This is a genomic window from Mycobacterium sp. TKK-01-0059 (assembly GCF_000709305.1).
GTDB classification, from domain to species: Bacteria; Actinomycetota; Actinomycetes; order Mycobacteriales; family Mycobacteriaceae; genus Mycobacterium; species Mycobacterium intracellulare.
On record NZ_KL446993.1, the window covers coordinates 2,353,468 to 2,370,706 of the forward strand.

A 17,239-nucleotide genomic window follows, 5' to 3' on the forward strand; every position below is an offset into this window, starting at 1 on the left:
GCTACCCCTCGCCGGCCAACGCGAACCGGCCGTCGCGGGTCTGTGTCACCAGGCCGTCGGCGAGCAGCGAATACAGCGCCCGGTCGCGCTGCGCGGTGTCGGTCAGCCACGCCACATCCAGCTCGGCCCGGCTGGCCGGGGAATCCTTGGCGCGCAACACATCCAGCAGGCGGCCGCGAACCTGGCGGTCGGTGCCGGCGTAGGTCTGGACGCGTCGCGGCGGTCCTTGCGCGGCGGGATAGCCCGCGCGCCGCCAGGCGCATTGGCCCACCGGACACAGCCCGCATCGCGGGGCGCGCGCGGTGCACACCGTCGCTCCCAGCTCCATCAGCGCGACCGAGAACTGCGGTGCGGTCGCGTCGTCGGGTAGCAGCGCCGACACGTCGGCGTGGTCGCGGGTCACCGACGGCGCGCCCGCGTCGGCCAGGCCGTGCACGACGCGCGCCACCACCCGGCGCACGTTGGTGTCGACCACCGGCACCCGCCGGCGATAGGCGAAGCAGGCGACGGCGCGCGCGGTGTAGCTGCCGACGCCGGGCAGCGTCAGCAGGGTGTCGACGTCATCGGGGACGACGTGGTCGTGATCGCGCGCGATCACGGTGGCGCACTCGTGTAATCGCTTGGCCCGCCGCGGATAACCGAGCTTGCCCCAGGCGCGCAACACATCCGCGGCGCTGGCCGCGGCCGTCGCCGACGGGGTCGGCCAGCGCCGCACCCAATCCGACCAGATCGGCAACACCCGGGCCACCGGCGTCTGCTGCAACATGAACTCGCTGACCAGGATCTGCCAGGCGCTCACCCCGGGCTCGCGCCAGGGCAGGTCGCGGCGTGAGGCTTCGTACCAGGCCAAAAGATTGGTAACTGATATGTATGCCGGACCCGGAGTTGGTTGTTCCGGCATGATGGCAGCCATGCCTAACACCAGTCCGGTAACAGCGTGGAAGTCACTCAAAGAGGGTAACGAGCGATTCGTCGCCGGTAAGCCGCAACATCCCAGCCAAAGTGTTGAGCATCGAGCCAGCCTGGCCGCCGGGCAGAGTCCCACCGCAGTCGTGTTCGGCTGCTCGGACAGCCGGGTCGCCGCCGAGCTCATCTTCGACCAGGGCCTGGGCGACATGTTCGTGGTGCGCACCGCCGGGCAGGCCATCGACACCGCGGTCCTGGGTTCCATCGAGTTCGCGGTGAGCGTGCTCAACGTGCCCCTCATCGTCGTCTTGGGTCACGACAGCTGCGGCGCGATCAAGGCCGCCCTGGGCGCGATCGAAGAGGGATCCATCCCGGGCGGTTTCGTGCGCGACGTGGTGGAGCGGGTCGCGCCGTCGATCCTGATGGGCCGCCGTGACGGCCTGAACCGCGTCGAGGAGTTCGTGGAGCGACACGTACGCGAAACCGTGGCGCAGCTGGTGTCGCGGTCCACGGCGATCGCCGAGCGGATCGCCGACGGCACGGTCGCGGTGGCCGGTGTCACCTACCACCTTGCCGACGGGCGCGCGGCGTTGTGTGACCACGTCGGCGACATCGGCGAATAGCGGGCCGAATAGCGGGGCCGATCGCGGGCGAATGGGCCACGCGGTCGGCCGCCACTAACACGGCGATTGGCCGGCAAACCTAGCGACACGCCGAGGCGGGTCAACCGAATCGGCGTGACCTGGGCCTACGCTGCGAACGTGCTCGATCTGGAACCGCGTGGCCCGCTACCCACCGAGATCTATTGGCGGCGCAGAGGCCTGGCCGTGGGCATCGCGGTCGTCGTGATCGGGATCGTGGCCGCCACCGTCATCGCGTTAATGGGGCACAGCTCGGGAGCCAAGCCCGCCACCGCCGACAAGCCGAACTCAGCGCAGAGCAAGCCGGGATCGCCCGCGCCCCAGGCGCCGCCACCGGCGGGGCCCGAAAGCCCCGCCCCCGGGGCGCCGCCGGTGCAAGGCCAGAACCCCGAGACGCCCACCCCCACCGCCGCGGTGCAGCCGCCGCCGGTGCTGAAGGAGGGTGACGACTGCCCCGACTCGACGCTGGCGGTCAAGGGCCTGACCAACGCTCCTCAGTACTTCATCGGTGACCAGCCGAAGTTCACCATGGTCGTCACCAACATCGGGCTGGTCGCGTGCAAGCGCGACGTCGGGGCCGCGGTGCTGGCGGCCTACGTCTACTCGCTGGACAACAAGCGGCTGTGGTCGAACCTGGACTGCGCGCCGTCCAACGAGACGCTGATCAAGACCTTCACGCCCGGCGAGCAGGTGACCACCGCGGTGACGTGGACGGGCATGGGATCGGCGCCGCACTGCCCGCTGCCGCGGCCGGCGATCGGGCCGGGCACCTACAACCTGGTCGTCCAGCTGGGCAATCTGCGCTCGATGCCGGTGCCGTTCATCATGAACCAGCCCCCGCCGCCGCCGGGCCCGGTGCCCGGCCCGGGCCAGCCCGGCGCCGTGCCGCAACCGGAGGCGCCGCCGATGCCGCCGGCCGGCTGAACCCAACGAGCATCAGCTCAGTGAGTCGGTGATCGTCGACTCCGCCAGCTGCGACAGCCCCTCCCGCACGTGGCGCGCCCACATCGCGCCGATTCCGTCGACCGATTGCAGGTCGCTGGCGCTGGCCGCCAGCACGTTCTGCAGCGTCCCGAACGAGCGGACCAGCAGGTCGGCGTGGGCGAACTGCAGCCGGGGGATGCCGGCCAGCGCGCGGTAGCCGCGCGGGCTGACCGCCGAGTCCTGCGCCTCCGTCGTCGTCGGGTAGCCGAAAACCTTTGCCAGAGCGGTGAAGTCGAGCAGCTCGGTGTCCGAGAGCGCGTCCAGCTCGTCCAGCGTCGCGGTCAGCTGCGCTTCGGACAGCGGCTCCGGGCTGGCGTGGTAGTCCCGCACGATCAGCTCCCGGGCGATGTCGTTGCCGCCGAGCAGTTCGTCGAGCTGCAGCCGCAGCTGGCGCCCGTCGGTGCCGAGTTCGACGACGTCGTTGTCGATCACCTGGCCGATCCGCCGGACCAGCTCGAGGCGCTGCACCACCGTCAGGACGTCGCGCAGGGTGACGAAGTCCTCGATCTCGGCCCGCGACAGCTGCCGGCTGACCTCGTCGAGCCTGATCTTGTACCGCTCGAGGGTGGCGATGGCCTGGTTGGCCCGCGACAGGATGGTCGCGGAATCGGCGACCACGTGGCGCTCCCCGCCCACATAGACGGTCACGATGTTCATCGAGTGGCTCACCGAGATCACCGGGTATCCGGTCTGGATCGCCGCCCGCTCCGCCGACCGGTGTCGAGTCCCCGATTCGTCGGTGGCGATCGACGGGTCCGGCACCAACTGCACGTTGGCGCGCACGATGCGGCTGCCGTCGGTGGACAGCACCACGGCGCCGTCCATCTTTGCCAGCTCGCGCAGCCGGGTCGGCGCGTAGCGCACGTCCAGCGCGAAGCCGCCGTCGCAGATGGCTTCGACGTTTTCGTCGTTGCCGAGCACGATCAGCGCGCCGGTGCGGCCGCGCAGGATGCGTTCCAGGCCGTCACGCAGCCCGGTCCCCGGCGCCAGGCGGGCAACGGTGTCACGCAACGTCGGTCGGGTCACAGCGTGCATTCTGCGGCCCATCGCGTCACGCGTCCAGCCGGTACGGGTTTGCGGGGCCGTCGCGGCGCTCGGCGATGCCGATCATGTGCTGGAGCGCCGCGACGATGGTGGGCGCTCGCAGCGCGCGCATCCCGCGGGGCACGATATCGCGCCGGGGGTCGTCGCCGTCCGGGATGAGCGCGACGGTGAATCCCTGGCGCGCGGCCTCCGACAGGCGCCGCTCCATGCCACTGACCCGCCGGAGGTCGCCGGCCAGGCCCACCTCCCCGATCATCACCGCCGTGGTGCGCAGGGGCAGATCGGCGAGCGCGGACGCCAGCGCGACCGCGACCGCCAGGTCCGATGACGGGTCGGTGAGCCGCATGCCGCCGACGGTGGACAGGTAGATGTCGTGGGCGGCGACGGGCAACTTGGCGTGCTTTTCCAGCACGGCGGTGATCATGGCGGCCCGCGAATGGTCGATGCCGCTGACGGCGCGGCGCGGCGAACCGCCCGACGGCGAGGCCAGCAGGGCCTGCACCTCGCCGATGAGCGGACGTTTGCCGTCGAGGGTCACCGTGATCGCGGTGCCGGGAACCGGCGCGGGGCGCTGGTCCAAGAACAGGTTCGACGGGTCGGCGACCCCTTCGATCCCGTTGTCGTGCAACAGGAAACACCCGACCTCGTCGGCGGCGCCGAACCGGTTCTTGATTCCCCGGACCATCCGCAACGAGCCGTTGCGGTCACCCTCGAAGTGCAGGACCACGTCGACGAGGTGCTCGAGGGAACGCGGCCCGGCGATGGCCCCATCCTTGGTGACGTGCCCGACCAGGATCAGCGCGACCCCGTTGGTCTTGGCCGCCGCGGTCAGCGCCGACGTCACCGCCCGCACCTGCGTGACGCCGCCGGCGACGCCGTCGGCCTCGGTGGTGGACATGGTTTGCACCGAGTCCACGATCACCAGCGCGGGCTTGACCGTGGCGATGTGCTCGAGCACGGTGTGCAGGTCGGATTCGGCGGCCAGGTACAGCTCGTCGCCGCCGCAGCCGATGCGGTCGGCGCGCAACCGGATCTGGCCGGCGGACTCCTCGCCGGAGATGTACAGCGCGCGGCGGCCGGATTCCGCCCAGCGGTGGGCGACCTCGAGCAACAGCGTCGACTTCCCCACGCCCGGATCGCCCGCCAGCAGCGTGACCGAACCGGGCACCACGCCGCCGCCGAGCACCCGGTCGAGTTCGCCTACGCCCGTCGTGCGGTGCTGGCTGGCGCCCGGCTCGATGGACGTGATCGGCACGGCCTGCGACGCCGCGGCACGGACGGCGCGGCGCCCGGCGACGGTACTGAGCACCGGGACCTCGTCAACGGTGCCCCAGGTGCCGCACTCGAGGCAGCGGCCGACCCATTTCGCGGTGACGTGCCGGCATTCCGAGCAGCGGTATTGCGAGCGCGCGGTTGCCACGTGATGACGGTATCGAGCCGCTACGACAAGCCCCCGTCACGACAGGCGGTTACCCCGCGTGATTTTCGTGCGGCGGGGTCACTCCAGCCGAAATCGGGACCAGCACGGTGGCCTGCCCGGCCTTCTCGAAGTTGAACGTGAAGTTGTAGGTCAGGCCGTTCGAGATGGGCTTGGCCAAGGTGACGGTCGCCTTGGCGGCGGTGCTGGAATCGATCGGGCCCGGCGCCACCTTCTGGCCCTCGGGCGTGCCGATGAACAGCATCCCGCCGGCGGGCAGGCGGGTGTCGCCGCTGATCGCCACGGCGCCGACGTCGCTGGTGATGCCGACGAGCCTGTCCGGGGTGGTCGGCGACTGGTTGACGGCCACCAGCACCAGGTCGACCGCCCGGCCGGGCTGCAGGAAGTCACCCGTCTGCGTGGCCTGGAGGTGGATGTTGCGCAACGCCACGTTGTTGAAGGTGACCTTGTTCCCGTTGATGGCGGGCTCCTGCACCGCCATCTGCGAAACCTGACCGGCCCCGCAACCGCTGAGCAGCGCGGCCAGCACGGCCAGCACGCCGGCCACGGCGATCGCGGGAAGGCCGAGGCGGATCTTGAAGCGGTTCACTCTCTACAGCCTCCTGCTCGGCCGGTTCGACTAATGCAACTATGCACAGTAGTAGGGACGCTGTGCACGCGGTAGCGCGGGGCGCCAGACCAGCGCAGGAGCTGTTTTCAAGGCCGCCAACCGCCCGGTCCGGGGGCGTTGGTAATGTGCTGCACTGCACGACTTGGTCCCCATGTCAACCCCTAATCTGCGCGTGTTGTGCCCCTGACCTGCATCGTTGCTTCGCGCGTGGTTAGGCGGCCGTGTTAGGATGAAGTAACGAAAGGGGCTCGAATCAGATGATCTTCAAGGTCGGCGACACCGTTGTTTATCCGCATCACGGTGCTGCGTTAGTCGAGGCGATCGAAACCCGGACGATCAAAGGGGAACAAAAAGAATATCTCGTCTTGAAGGTGGCGCAGGGAGACCTGACCGTTCGAGTTCCCGCGGAGAACGCCGAGTACGTCGGCGTCCGCGACGTCGTCGGACAGGAAGGCCTCGACAAGGTGTTCCAGGTGCTGCGCGCCCCGCACACCGAGGAGCCGACGAACTGGTCGCGCCGCTACAAGGCCAATCTCGAAAAGCTTGCCTCCGGCGACGTCAACAAGGTGGCCGAGGTGGTGCGCGACCTGTGGCGCCGCGACCAGGAGCGCGGACTGTCGGCCGGTGAGAAGCGCATGCTGGCCAAGGCCCGCCAGATCCTCGTCGGTGAACTGGCGTTGGCGGAGAGCACCGACGACGCCAAGGCGGAGACCATCCTCGACGAGGTTCTGGCCGCCGCTTCCTGAAGGTCCTGACGCTTCGGTGGCCCGACAGACGGGCGCCTCGGGCGATGTGATCGCCGTCGTCCCGGCCGCAGGTTCGGGCGAACGACTGGCGGCGGGAATCCCCAAGGCATTCTGCGAGATTGCCGGCCGCACCCTGCTGGAGCGCGCCGTCGCGGGTTTGCTGGAATCCGGCGTGGTCGATCACGTCGTGGTGGCCGTGCCCGCGGACCGGATCGACGAGGCCAAGCGCGTCCTCGCCGGCCGGGCCACCGTCGTCGCCGGCGGGCCCGACCGCACCCGATCCGTCGACCTGGCCTTGGCCGCCCTCCCCGTGGCCGCCGCGTACGTGCTGGTGCACGACGCGGCGCGCGCGCTGACCCCCCCGACGCTGATCACCCGCGTGGTCGACGCCCTGCGGGCCGGCCACGACGCCGTCGTGCCCGCGTTGCGGCTGCACGACACCATCAAGGCCGTGGACGCCAACGGGGTGGTCCTGGGGACGCCGGAGCGCGACGGGCTGCGGGCGGTGCAGACGCCCCAGGGGTTCGCCACCGACCTGCTGCTGCGCGCCTACCGGGCCGGCGCCGGCGCGGCCGGTTTCACCGATGACGCGTCGCTGGTCGAGCACGTCGGCGGCCAGGTTCAGGTGGTCGACGGCGATCCGCTGGCGTTCAAGATCACCACCCAGCTCGATTTGTTGCTGGCCGAAGCGATCGTGCGCCGATGAGCGAGCCCCTTCCCGTCCCCAGGGTCGGCCTGGGCGTCGACGTGCACCCGATCGAACCCGGGCGGCCGTGCTGGCTCCTGGGACTGCTGTTCGCCGACGCCGACGGCTGCGCCGGCCACTCCGACGGTGACGTGGGGGCGCACGCTCTGTGCGACGCGGTGCTCTCGGCGGCGGGCCTCGGCGACGTGGGCGCCGTGTTCGGGGTCGACGATCCGCGCTTCGAGGGCATCAGCGGCGCGGACATGCTGCGCCACGTCGCCGCACTGGTGTCGGGCGAAGGCTTCCGGGTCTGTAACGCCGCCGTGCAGGTCATCGGGAACCGGCCGAAGGTCGGTCCCCGCCGCACCGAGGCGCAGCGCGTGCTGTCGGAATTATTGGGAGCGCCGGTGTCGGTGTCGGCGACGACGACCGACGGGTTAGGGCTGACCGGACGCGGTGAGGGGCTGGCCGCCATCGCCACCGCGCTGGTGGTCCCCGCGGGCTAAGCCCGCGCAGCGCCGGGCGCCGGGGAACTACCCGGTAAGCTGGCACGTCGTGACCGATCGCGCCCGCTTGCGGCTACACGACACGGCAGCCGGTGCTGTGCGTGATTTCGTGCCGCTGCGCGAGGGCCACGTCTCCATCTACCTTTGCGGCGCCACCGTGCAGGGCCTGCCGCACATCGGCCACGTCCGCAGCGGGATGGCCTTCGACATCCTGCGCCGCTGGCTGATCGCCCGCGGGTGCGACGTCGCCTTCATCCGCAACGTCACCGACATCGACGACAAGATCCTCAACAAGGCCGCCGCGGCGGGCAGGCCGTGGTGGGAGTGGGCGGCCACCTACGAACGCGCCTTCTCCGCCGCGTACGACGCCCTGGACGTGCTGCCGCCGTCGGCCGAGCCGCGGGCCACCGGCCACATCACCCAGATGATCGAGTTGATGGAACGCCTGATCGAAACCGAGCACGCGTACGCCGCCGGCGGCGACGTCTACTTCGACGTGCTCAGCTACCCGGAGTACGGGCAACTGTCCGGCCACAAGATCGACGACGTGCATCAGGGCGAGGGCGCGGCCACCTGCAAACGCGACCAGCGCGACTTCACCCTGTGGAAGGCCGCCAAGCCCGGCGAGCCGTCCTGGCCCACGCCGTGGGGCCGCGGCCGCCCGGGCTGGCACCTGGAATGCTCGGCGATGGCCCGCACCTACCTGGGCGCAGAATTCGACATCCATTGCGGCGGAATGGATTTGGTCTTCCCGCATCACGAGAACGAGATCGCCCAGAGCCGCGCCGCCGGCGACGGCTTCGCCCGCTACTGGCTGCACAACGGCTGGGTGACGATGGGCGGCGAGAAGATGAGCAAGTCGCTGGGCAACGTGCTGGCCATCCCGGCGCTGCTGCAGCGGGTCCGGCCCGCCGAGTTGCGCTACTACCTGGGCAGCGCCCACTACCGGTCGATGCTGGAATTCTCCGAGACCGCCCTGCAGGACGCGGTGAAAGCCTATGTGGGCGTTGAGGAATTCCTGCACCGGGTGCGGGTTCGGGTCGGTGGCGTCGAGCCCGGCCAGTGGACGCCGAAGTTCGCCGACGCGCTCAACGACGACCTGGCGGTGCCGGCGGCGCTGGCCGAGGTGCACGCCGCCCGCGCCGAGGGCAACCGGGCGCTGGACTCCGGCGATCACGACGGCGCACTGCGCCACGCCCGGGCGATCCGCGCGATGATGGGCATCCTGGGCTGCGACCCGCTCGACGAGCGCTGGGAGACCCGCGACGAGACGTCGGCGGCGCTGGCCGCCGTCGACGTGCTGGTGCACGCGGAGCTGGAGAACCGGGAGAAGGCGCGCGAGCAGCGCAACTGGGCGCTCGCCGACGAGATCCGGGACCGGCTCAAGCACGCCGGCATCGAGGTCACCGACACCGCCGACGGGCCGCAGTGGTCGCTGCAGGCCGGCCCGGATCAGTAGGGGCCACGCACATGGCCGGCAATTCGCGACGCCGCGGCGCAATCCGTAAGGCGGGCACCAAGAAGGGCCCGACCGTCGGTTCGGGCGGCCAGCGTCGCCGCGGGCTGGAGGGCCGCGGCCCCACGCCTCCCGCGCACATGCGCCCCAACCACCCCGCCGCCAAGCGCGCCCAGTCGCCGTCGCGCCGCCCCGCGCGGGGTAAGACCGACGAGACCGAGACGGTGCTGGGCCGCAACCCGGTGCTGGAGTGCCTGCGCGCCGGCGTGCCGGCGACCGCGCTCTACGTGGCGCTGGGCAGCGAAGCCGACGAGCGGCTCACCGAATCCGTCTCCCGCGCCGCCGATTTGGGCATCGCGATCCTGGAGGTGCCGCGCACCGACCTGGACCGGATGACCAACAACCATCTGCACCAGGGCATCGCGTTGCAGGTGCCGCCGTACAACTACGCCCACCCCGACGACCTGGTGGAGGCGGCGACCGGTTCGCCGCCCGCGCTGCTGGTCGCGCTCGACAACATCTCCGACCCCCGCAACCTGGGCGCCATCGTGCGTTCGGTCGCCGCGTTCGGCGGCCACGGCGTGCTGATCCCGCAGCGGCGGTCGGCCTCGGTGACGGCGGTGGCATGGCGCACCAGCGCCGGGGCCGCGGCCCGCGTCCCGGTGGCCCGGGCCACCAATCTCACCAGGACACTGACGGATTGGGCGGATCGCGGCTTGCGGGTGATCGGGCTGGACGCCGGCGGCGACACCACGCTCGACGACCTCGACGGCACCGACCCGATCGTGGTCGTCGTCGGGTCGGAAGGCAAGGGGCTGTCGCGGCTGGTGCGGCAGAACTGCGACGAGGTCGTGTCCATCCCGATGGCCGGCAATGCCGAATCGCTGAACGCCTCGGTGGCCGCCGGGGTGGTGCTCGCCGAAATCTCGCGCCAGCGCAGGGGTTAGGTGATCGCCCGACTCGTTGCCGCGCTGCTGGCATCGGCGGTGCTTGTGGCGGCGCCGGCCGCCGCGCAGGCACCCGACTTCGACCTGCAGGCCCACCGCGGCGGCCGCGGGGAGGCCACCGAGCAGTCGTTGCGGGCCTTCGCCAGGTCGCTCGAATTGGGGGTCAGCACACTGGAACTCGACGTCGTGCTCACCCGGGACCGCCAACCGCTGGTGTGGCACGACCCGACGATCGCGGCCGAGAAATGCGCCGACACCGCACCCGCATTCGCCGGCGACCCGCAGTACCCCTACGTCGGCAAACTCGTGCACGATCTCACGCTGGCCCAGATCCGCACCCTGGACTGCGGGCGCCGGCTGGACGACTTCCCGAACGCCGAAGTGGTGCCGGGCAACAGGATCGCCACGCTGCCTCAGGTTTTCGCCCTCGCCGACTCCTACCGCGCCGACGCCGTGCGCTACAACATCGAAACCAAGGTGGACGCCGATGAACCCGAGCCGCAGGAGTTCGTCGACGTGATACTGGAAGCGGTCAGGGCCGCGGGCAAGGTCGAGCGGGTGGACATACAGAGCTTCGACTGGCGCACGCTGCCGTTGGTCCACCGGGCCGAACCGTCAATCCCGTTGGTGGCCCTCTATGACGAGCAGACTCCCGGCGATCCGCTGATCGGCGCGCTGACGGTCGGCGCCGACGCCGTCTCACCGGACTACCGGCTGGTCGCCGGCAAGCCGTACGTCGACCGCGCGCATGCGTTGGGGCTCAAGGTCATTCCGTGGACGGTCGACGATGTCGACGCCATGCGCCGGCAGATCGGGTACGGGGTCGACGGCATCATCACCGATTATCCGACGGCGTTGCGGGGTGTGCTGGCCGAGCTGTCCATGCCGTTGCCGCCGGCATACCGTCGGGGCTAGAGGCCGAGCGCCCGCGCCGACGCCCACAGCGCGAGCACCGCCACCGCCAGCGACGCGGGCACGGTGCACACCCCGAGGCGGGTGTATTCGCCGACCCCGGCGTCGACGTCGTGCTGGCGAAGCACGCGCCGCCACAACAGGTTTGACAATGACCCGACGTAGGTCAGGTTGGGGCCGATGTTGACCCCGATCAGCACCGCCAGCACCGCCACCGGCCCGGCCGGGGCGACCAGCGGCAGCAACACCAGGGTGGCGGGCAGGTTGTTGACGACGTTGGCCAGCACGGCCGCGATCGCGGCGATCGCCAGCAAGGCAGGCAGGCCCGAGCCCGACGGCAGCACCGCCGACATCGCCCGGTCCATCCCGCCCAGCATGACCGCCCGCACCACGACCCCCAACGCCAGCACGAACACCAGGAAGGACACGTTGGCCGAGCGCACGATCTCCGACACCGACGTGTGGCGGCGGCGCAGGCTGCGCGCCGCCAGCACCGCGGCGCCGCACAGCGCCACCCAGGCCGGCGCCACCCCCACCGACTGGGCGACCGCGAACCCGGCCAGCGTCAGCGCGACGACCACCAACACGAACACCGGCGGGCGTGGTGGCGCGCCGCGTTGCTCCGGGTTCGGCTGCACCCGTAGGTCCTTGGCGAAGAACCAGCGGAAGATCACGTAGAGGGTGGCCACCGCGCCGAGCCACGGCAGCGCCATCACCAGCGTGAACTTGGTGAACGAGATGTCGGCCGTGTGGAAGGCCAGCAGGTTGGTCAGGTTGGACACCGGAAGCAGCAGCGAGGCGCCGTTGGCCAGATGGGCGGTGGCGTAGGCGTAGGGCCGCACCCGAGTGCGCTGCCGCCGCACGGCGGCGAGCACCACCGGGGTCAGCAGCACCACGGCGGCGTCCAGGCTCAGCACGGCGGTGATCCCCGACGCGATCGCGAACACCCGCCTCAGCAGCGTGCCCGACCCGACGCGTCCGCGCGCGATCGCCGCGCCGGCGGCCTCGAACAGGCCCTCGTCGTCGCACAGCTTGGCCAGCACCAGCACCGCCCCGAGGAAGGCGACCACCTCGGACAGGTCGGCGATCTCCTTGGCCGCCTGCTGGACCGAGACCGCCCCGATCCCGACCAGGACGAGGGCGGCCGGAATCGCGGCCAGCGCCTCGGGCCAGCCCCGTGGGCGCGCGACGGCGAACCCCAGGACGACGGCGAGCAGCAACAGCGCGACGGTCAGTGCCAACGTCTAGACCGCTTCGCCCCACGGGTCCTCGCGCCGCCACACCGTCGGCAGGTGCATCGCGACACCGTCCTGTGCGGCCAGCTCATCGAGGACGCGGATGGAGACGTCGAGGTCGTCGCCCGCATAGGGCAAGGCGCGCAACGGCTTTGTCAGCGGGCGGAAGAAGTCGTCCCAGTGGATGAGGATCACCCGGCGAGCGCCCACCACGCGGACGGTCTCGGCCCAATAGTCGACCAGATACGACCGCGGCTGCAGCCCCAGCTGCCCGACGGACAGGTAGACGGCATCGGCGCGGTGGCCGGCCAGCGCCCCCTTGACGAAACCGGCGCTGCCACAGATCAGCAGCCGCCGGCCCGTCGGCCGGTGGGCCACCAGCGTCGACCACGACTCGCCGCAGCGGTACGCCGACGCCTTCACCGGGGTGATCAGCGGTTCGTCGATCACGCCGGGATACCGGTCGGGTGGGCAGTGGTGGGAGTTTACCAACGTTATCTCGTAGTCGCCCAACCGAATTGGCTGCCCGTCGACCGCGACGACGATCCGGTTCTCCGGGAGGCCGTAGCCGCGCCCGACGTTGGCCGCGGACTGGCCGCCGATCAGCTGCGCGCCGGTGCGGTCGGCGACCAGCGCGGAGTCCAGCACGTGGTCGATGTGGGTGTGCACCGGGATGACGGCGGCCAGTCGCGACACCTTGGCCCGGGCCAGGCATCCGTCGACGCGGGCCGGCGACGGCGCCACCTTGCCGGCCGCGATCTTGGCCAGGCCCGGCCGGGAGAAGTAGCCGTCGGTCATCAACGCCGACGAGCCGTCGTCGATCAGCAGCGTCGCCACGCCCATCCAGGTCACCGAGAGCCCGTCGGGCCCGGCCGCGGGGGCGTCGAATCGGTCCGCGTACCGAGCGATGTCGGGCCGCCCGAGCTTGAGCCGCATCAGCAGAACGCCCGAAGGTCGGCGCCGGCCGCCGTGAGGCGATCGCGGACCGCGGTGGCAATCCGCACCGCCCCGGGCGAATCACCGTGCACGCAAACCGATTCCACGCTCACCTCGATGTGGCTCCCGTCGATCGCGGTGATCTGGCCCGCGGTCACCATGGCGGCGACGCGCTCGGCGATCGCGCCCGGATCGTGCAATACCGCACCGGGTTCGCGGCGGGAGACCAGCCGCCCGTCCGGGCGGTAGGCCCGGTCGGCGAACGCCTCGGCCACGGTCCGCAGGCCGCGTCGGGCGGCCTCGTCGAAGAACGCCGACCCGGCCATGCCCAGCACCGGCAGGCCGTCGTCGACGAGCCGCACCGCCTCGGCGACCGCGGCGGCCTGCTCGCTGTTGGTCACGATCGTGTTGTACAGCGCCCCATGCGGTTTCACGTAGGACACGACAGAACCGCACGCGTGCGCGATCGCCTGCAGCGCGCCGATCTGATACACCACGTCGGCGATCAGGTCGTCGGCGGCGACGTCGATGAAGCGCCTGCCGAACCCGGCCAGGTCGCGGTAGCTCACCTGCGCCCCGATGCGCACCCCGCGCCGCGCGGCCGAGGTGCATACCCGCACCAGTCCGGCGGGGTCCCCCGCGTGGAAACCGCACGCCACGTTGGCGCTGGTGACGATGTCGAGCATGGCGTCGTCGTCACCGAGGCGCCAGACGCCGAAGCCCTCGCCCAGGTCGGCGTTGAGGTCGATACCGGCCACCCGCCCAGCTTATGGGGGCGGGCTATTGCCCGGCGACCTTGGCCGCGATCTGCTGGGCGATGTCGGCGGCGGACCCGCCGGCCAGGAAGGACGCGCACGTGGCGACGTCGATGGCGATGTTGTTGCGAACGGTCAGCGCCCGCTGGCACGTCCAGCCGTCGCCGCCGTCCTGAGCTGTCGACGTGCTGAGTGTGCCGCCGACTTTGTGGGCGTCGCCCGCGGTCCACACGACTTCGGGCTTGCCCGGGGGACGGTCGACGAACTTGCGGTTGGCGCAGGCGAACCACCGCCGCACCGAGGCGTCGTAGAAGGTGTTGGCCTGGCGCGCGGTGGGATAGGCGATCACGGCCTCGGCGGCGGAGTCATTGCGGACGGCGGGGTCGTCGTAGTTGTCGTCCAGTTGTTGGCCGCGCATCGCGGTCCAGCCGGTGTCCGCATACACGGCTTCCTGGGCGGGACCGTCCAGCGCCAGGCAGCTCTTGTCGCTGAAAGTCGCGCTGGAGTCCCACATCGCCTGGGTGCGGTTGCGGACCCGCATTCCCGCGGTGAGCACGGAGTTGATCTGGCCCTGGTCGAGCAGCAGCCCGTCCAGGGCGGCGACGGCCACGGGGGTCTGCGGCAGCGGGCCGGCGGTGTCTGCGGGCGCGGCGCTTCCGTCGACGACGGTGGTGCAGCCCACCGCGAGGGTGGACACCGCCGCCTGCACCAGGACCGCGATTCGCCTGCGCGCCATGGCCTCCGAGCCTTCCCCGACGTGGGCCGATCTGTGCGACCAGCTTAGGCGGACGCCTCGCGCCGGCGCCCCACCAGCCAGCAGACCAGGTAGATCAGAAACGAGATGCTGGCGACGAAGACCGACACCGGCACGCCCGGCGCAAGCGATAGCACGATCCCGCCGACCGCGGCCACCTCGGCGAACACCACCGAGGTCAGCATGGCCGCCGCCGGCGAGGTGACCACCCGGGCCGCCGCGGCCGCCGGCGTGATCAGCAGCGACATCACCAGCAGCGCCCCGACGATCTGCACCGCCTGGGCGGCCACCACCCCGACCAGCGCGGCGAACACGATCCCGAGCGCGTGGACCGGCACGCCGCGGGCGGCGGCGACATCAGGGTCGACGGTGGCGAACAACAGCGGGCGGTAACACGTTGCCAGCACCGCGATGACGAGGAGGCAAACCAGCGCCAGCATCGTCAGCCCCGTGTAGCCGACCCCGACGATCTGGCCGGTCAGCAGCGCGAAGCTGGTCGCCGTCCGGCCCGGGTAGAGGTGGATGAACAACACCGCCAGGCCCAGGCCGAACGCCAGGACCACCCCGATCACCGAATCGCGTTCCCGGGCGCGCCGGCCCAGGACGCCGAACAGCGCCGCCGCCAGGGCGCTGCCGATCAGCGCGCCCAGACCCACCCCGAATCCGACGAGCAGCGCGAAAGCGGCTCCGGTCAACGACAATTCGCTGGACCCGTGCACGGCGAACGACATTTGCCGCATCACGATGAACGGCCCGATCAGCCCGGCCACCAAACCCAGCAGCGCGGCCGCCACCAACGCCTGCTGCACGAAGTCGTGGCTGAGCAGATGCGCGGTGATGTCGAAGGAGAACAGGTGGTGTCCCACGTCGGCGAGCCGGTGCTCCATCAGCCGTGCCCGTCGGTGCGCTCGCCGGCCACAACGTAGCCGTCCCTGACCTTCACCACCTGGATGTCGGATCGATACAGCGCCGACAGCGTCTCGCTGGTCATCACCTGCTCGACGGTGCCGATCCTGAACCGGCCGTCGACCAGGTACAGCACCCGGTCCACATACGGCAGGATCGGGTTGATCTCGTGGGTGACGACGATGACCGTGGTCCCCGCCTCCCGGCGGCGCCGGTCGATCAGCGCCGACACCAGCTTCGCGTTCGCCGGGTCCAGCGTCAGCAGCGGTTCGTCGCACAGCAGCAGGGTCGGGTCGCTGACCAGTGCCTGGGCGATGCGCACCCGCTGCAGCTCGCCGCCGGACATCACGCCGACCCGGACGTCCGCCAGGCGTTCGCCGTTGACCTGGCTCAGCGCGTGGGCGACGGTCGCGCGCCGCCGGGCACGGTCGCGGGACCGCAGCGGGACGGCGCCCCAGCGCCCGCCGTCGACACCCAGCCGAACCAGGTCCCGTCCCCGCAGCATCACGTCGCGGTCCAGCGGCCGATGTTGCGGCACATAGCCGATGCGCCCGCTGCCCGAGGTGATCGGCCTGCCTTCCACCAACCCGACGCCGGCGCTCAGCGGCAGCTGCCCGAGGAGCACGTTGAGTAGCGACGTCTTGCCGCTGCCGTTGGGGCCGAGCACCGCGATGAACTCGCCGCGCGAGACCGACAGGTCAAGGTGGTCCCACAGCACCCGGTCGCCGAACGCCAGGCGGGCGCCGCGCAGTGACACGGTGTCCGGGTGCCGATCGACGGCGGGCGCCGTGTCGATGCTCACGGCTGGACGGGCCGGCTCGACTGCAGCGCGGCCAGCAGCCGTTCGACCGTATTGCGTTGCCAGCTCAGGTAATCCGCCCCGTCAGGTAGGGTCTCGGCCGCCTCGGTGACGGGCACACCCGCGCGACGCGCGGCGTCGCGCAGGCTGGTGATTGCGGCCGCCGAGGTCTGCGGGTTGACCACCAGCGCCGACACCTGGCCCCGGTCGATGAGGTCGAGGACCGACGCCAGATCGGCCGGCGCCGGGTCGGTCTCGTTCTCGATCGCCGCGGCGAACGAGGGCGGGGTGCGGTTCAGCAGGCCCGTCGCCTTCAGCAGGTAAAAGGCGACCGGTTCGGTCGCCACGACCGAAGTGTGGGGGTAGGTGGCGGCGATGCCGTGTTCGGTGCCGGCGATGGCGTCGGCGCCGCGCCCGAACGTGGCGGCACTGGCCCGGTAGTCCGCGGCGTTGCCCGGGTCGATCGTCGCGAGCCGGTCGGCGATCGTGGCGGCCACCGCCTTGGCGACGCTCAGGTCGTAGAAGACGTGCTCGTTGCGGGGTTGCCCGTCGTTCTCGAGGAACGAGTAGGCGTTGACCGGCCTGGCGCCGGGCTGGCGGGCCAGCACCTCGTCGACCCATCCGTCGTAGCCGCCGCCGTTGTAGACGACCAGGGCGGCGTCGGCGATGGCGGCGGCGTCCGAGGGGCTGGCCTCATAGGAGTGCGGGTCGGTTTCCGCGCCGCTCAGGATGGACTTGACCGCCACATGGCTGCCGGCGACGGCGCGCGCGACGCTGCCCCACACGTCGGTGGAGGCGACGACGGCCGACGCGTGCGGGTGCGCGGCGTGCCCGCCGCAGCCGGACAGCACCGCCGAGCCGGCCACGGCCAGTGCGGCCGCCAGCCCACGCGTCAGTGCCATGCGCACGTCCGATTTCCTCCCGCCCGCCAGCAAGCCGATCCACAATACTAATGAAAATCGTTTCCATTACAAAGCCG

General features: G+C 71.1%; 19 protein-coding genes. 8 read left to right on the forward strand and 11 right to left on the reverse strand.

The genetic code is table 11. The annotated features are described in order from the left end of the window. Position 1 precedes the first annotated feature (1 nt). Positions 2-913 (reverse strand): HhH-GPD family protein, encoded by a 912-nt coding sequence (locus tag K883_RS11375; protein ID WP_036454490.1) that lies wholly within the window; start codon positions 911-913, stop codon positions 2-4. On the opposite strand from K883_RS11375, the gene K883_RS11380 reads away from it, so the two are divergent. Together K883_RS11380 and K883_RS11385 are read left to right on the forward strand one after the other, a co-directional pair. Beyond that, positions 912-1,529, forward strand: coding sequence for a carbonic anhydrase (locus K883_RS11380; protein WP_008263518.1), 618 nt, complete (start codon positions 912-914; stop codon positions 1,527-1,529). The genes K883_RS11375 and K883_RS11380 overlap by 2 nt on opposite strands. A 138-nt stretch (positions 1,530-1,667) precedes the next feature. Then, entirely contained in the window at positions 1,668-2,471 is an 804-nt protein-coding gene (locus K883_RS11385) for a hypothetical protein (protein WP_108724100.1), read from the forward strand. A gap of 12 nt (positions 2,472-2,483) precedes the next feature. Here K883_RS11385 and disA read toward each other — a convergent pair whose 3' ends face one another. Genes disA through K883_RS11400 form a run of 3 tightly spaced genes read right to left on the reverse strand, consistent with a single transcriptional unit; the run spans position 2,484 to position 5,602 of the window. Then, entirely contained in the window at positions 2,484-3,566 is a 1,083-nt protein-coding gene (gene disA / locus K883_RS11390) for a DNA integrity scanning diadenylate cyclase DisA (protein ID WP_008263522.1), read from the reverse strand. Positions 3,567-3,582: 16 nt separating this feature from the next. Next, complete coding sequence (gene radA, locus K883_RS11395) at positions 3,583-4,995, reverse strand: DNA repair protein RadA (RefSeq protein ID WP_020821489.1); 1,413 nt, start codon at positions 4,993-4,995, stop codon at positions 3,583-3,585. A gap of 49 nt (positions 4,996-5,044) precedes the next feature. Next, entirely contained in the window at positions 5,045-5,602 is a 558-nt protein-coding gene (locus tag K883_RS11400) for a hypothetical protein (protein ID WP_020821490.1), read from the reverse strand. A gap of 278 nt (positions 5,603-5,880) precedes the next feature. Here K883_RS11400 and carD point away from each other — a divergent pair, with 278 nt between their 5' ends. Genes carD through K883_RS11430 form a run of 6 tightly spaced genes read left to right on the forward strand, consistent with a single transcriptional unit; the run spans position 5,881 to position 10,878 of the window. Beyond that, the gene (gene carD, locus K883_RS11405; RefSeq protein ID WP_003419482.1) at positions 5,881-6,369 is read left to right on the forward strand and encodes an RNA polymerase-binding transcription factor CarD; all 489 of its coding nucleotides are present in this window, start codon (positions 5,881-5,883) and stop codon (positions 6,367-6,369) included. Positions 6,370-6,385: 16 nt separating this feature from the next. Continuing rightward, complete coding sequence (ispD, locus tag K883_RS11410) at positions 6,386-7,075, forward strand: 2-C-methyl-D-erythritol 4-phosphate cytidylyltransferase (RefSeq protein WP_036454493.1); 690 nt, start codon at positions 6,386-6,388, stop codon at positions 7,073-7,075. Beyond that, positions 7,072-7,560: a 2-C-methyl-D-erythritol 2,4-cyclodiphosphate synthase gene (ispF, locus tag K883_RS11415; protein WP_020821492.1), complete on the forward strand. Its 489-nt coding sequence runs from the start codon at positions 7,072-7,074 to the stop codon at positions 7,558-7,560. The genes ispD and ispF overlap by 4 nt, the downstream gene beginning before the upstream one ends. A gap of 49 nt (positions 7,561-7,609) precedes the next feature. Continuing rightward, the gene (gene cysS, locus K883_RS11420; protein ID WP_036454495.1) at positions 7,610-9,019 is read left to right on the forward strand and encodes a cysteine--tRNA ligase; all 1,410 of its coding nucleotides are present in this window, start codon (positions 7,610-7,612) and stop codon (positions 9,017-9,019) included. Positions 9,020-9,030: 11 nt separating this feature from the next. After that, on the forward strand, positions 9,031-9,963 hold the full coding sequence (gene rlmB / locus K883_RS11425; protein WP_008263538.1) for a 23S rRNA (guanosine(2251)-2'-O)-methyltransferase RlmB: 933 nt from the start codon (positions 9,031-9,033) through the stop codon (positions 9,961-9,963). Beyond that, positions 9,964-10,878, forward strand: coding sequence for a glycerophosphodiester phosphodiesterase (locus tag K883_RS11430; protein ID WP_008263539.1), 915 nt, complete (start codon positions 9,964-9,966; stop codon positions 10,876-10,878). It abuts the gene before it with no gap. On the opposite strand, the gene K883_RS11435 is transcribed toward K883_RS11430, so the two are convergent. From K883_RS11435 to K883_RS11465, 7 genes are read right to left on the reverse strand one after another with little or no spacing between them, the layout of a single operon-like run. Continuing rightward, positions 10,875-12,116: an SLC13 family permease gene (locus K883_RS11435; RefSeq protein ID WP_008263541.1), complete on the reverse strand. Its 1,242-nt coding sequence runs from the start codon at positions 12,114-12,116 to the stop codon at positions 10,875-10,877. The two genes, K883_RS11430 and K883_RS11435, sit on opposite strands and share 4 nt — an antisense overlap. Before the next feature lie 3 nt (positions 12,117-12,119). Beyond that, positions 12,120-13,046 (reverse strand): MBL fold metallo-hydrolase, encoded by a 927-nt coding sequence (locus K883_RS11440; RefSeq protein WP_020821494.1) that lies wholly within the window; start codon positions 13,044-13,046, stop codon positions 12,120-12,122. Further along, complete coding sequence (locus K883_RS11445) at positions 13,046-13,804, reverse strand: LamB/YcsF family protein (RefSeq protein ID WP_014710851.1); 759 nt, start codon at positions 13,802-13,804, stop codon at positions 13,046-13,048. Before K883_RS11445 ends, K883_RS11440 begins: the two co-directional genes overlap by 1 nt. A gap of 22 nt (positions 13,805-13,826) precedes the next feature. Beyond that, positions 13,827-14,537, reverse strand: coding sequence for a sensor domain-containing protein (locus K883_RS11450; protein ID WP_008263553.1), 711 nt, complete (start codon positions 14,535-14,537; stop codon positions 13,827-13,829). A 44-nt stretch (positions 14,538-14,581) separates the two neighbouring features. Beyond that, positions 14,582-15,442, reverse strand: coding sequence for a metal ABC transporter permease (locus tag K883_RS11455; protein ID WP_008263555.1), 861 nt, complete (start codon positions 15,440-15,442; stop codon positions 14,582-14,584). Then, on the reverse strand, positions 15,442-16,263 hold the full coding sequence (locus K883_RS11460) for a metal ABC transporter ATP-binding protein (RefSeq protein WP_009957017.1): 822 nt from the start codon (positions 16,261-16,263) through the stop codon (positions 15,442-15,444). The genes K883_RS11455 and K883_RS11460 overlap by 1 nt, the downstream gene beginning before the upstream one ends. After that, positions 16,260-17,162 (reverse strand): metal ABC transporter solute-binding protein, Zn/Mn family, encoded by a 903-nt coding sequence (locus K883_RS11465; protein ID WP_020821495.1) that lies wholly within the window; start codon positions 17,160-17,162, stop codon positions 16,260-16,262. The genes K883_RS11460 and K883_RS11465 overlap by 4 nt, the downstream gene beginning before the upstream one ends. Between the last annotated feature and the right edge of the window lie 77 nt (positions 17,163-17,239).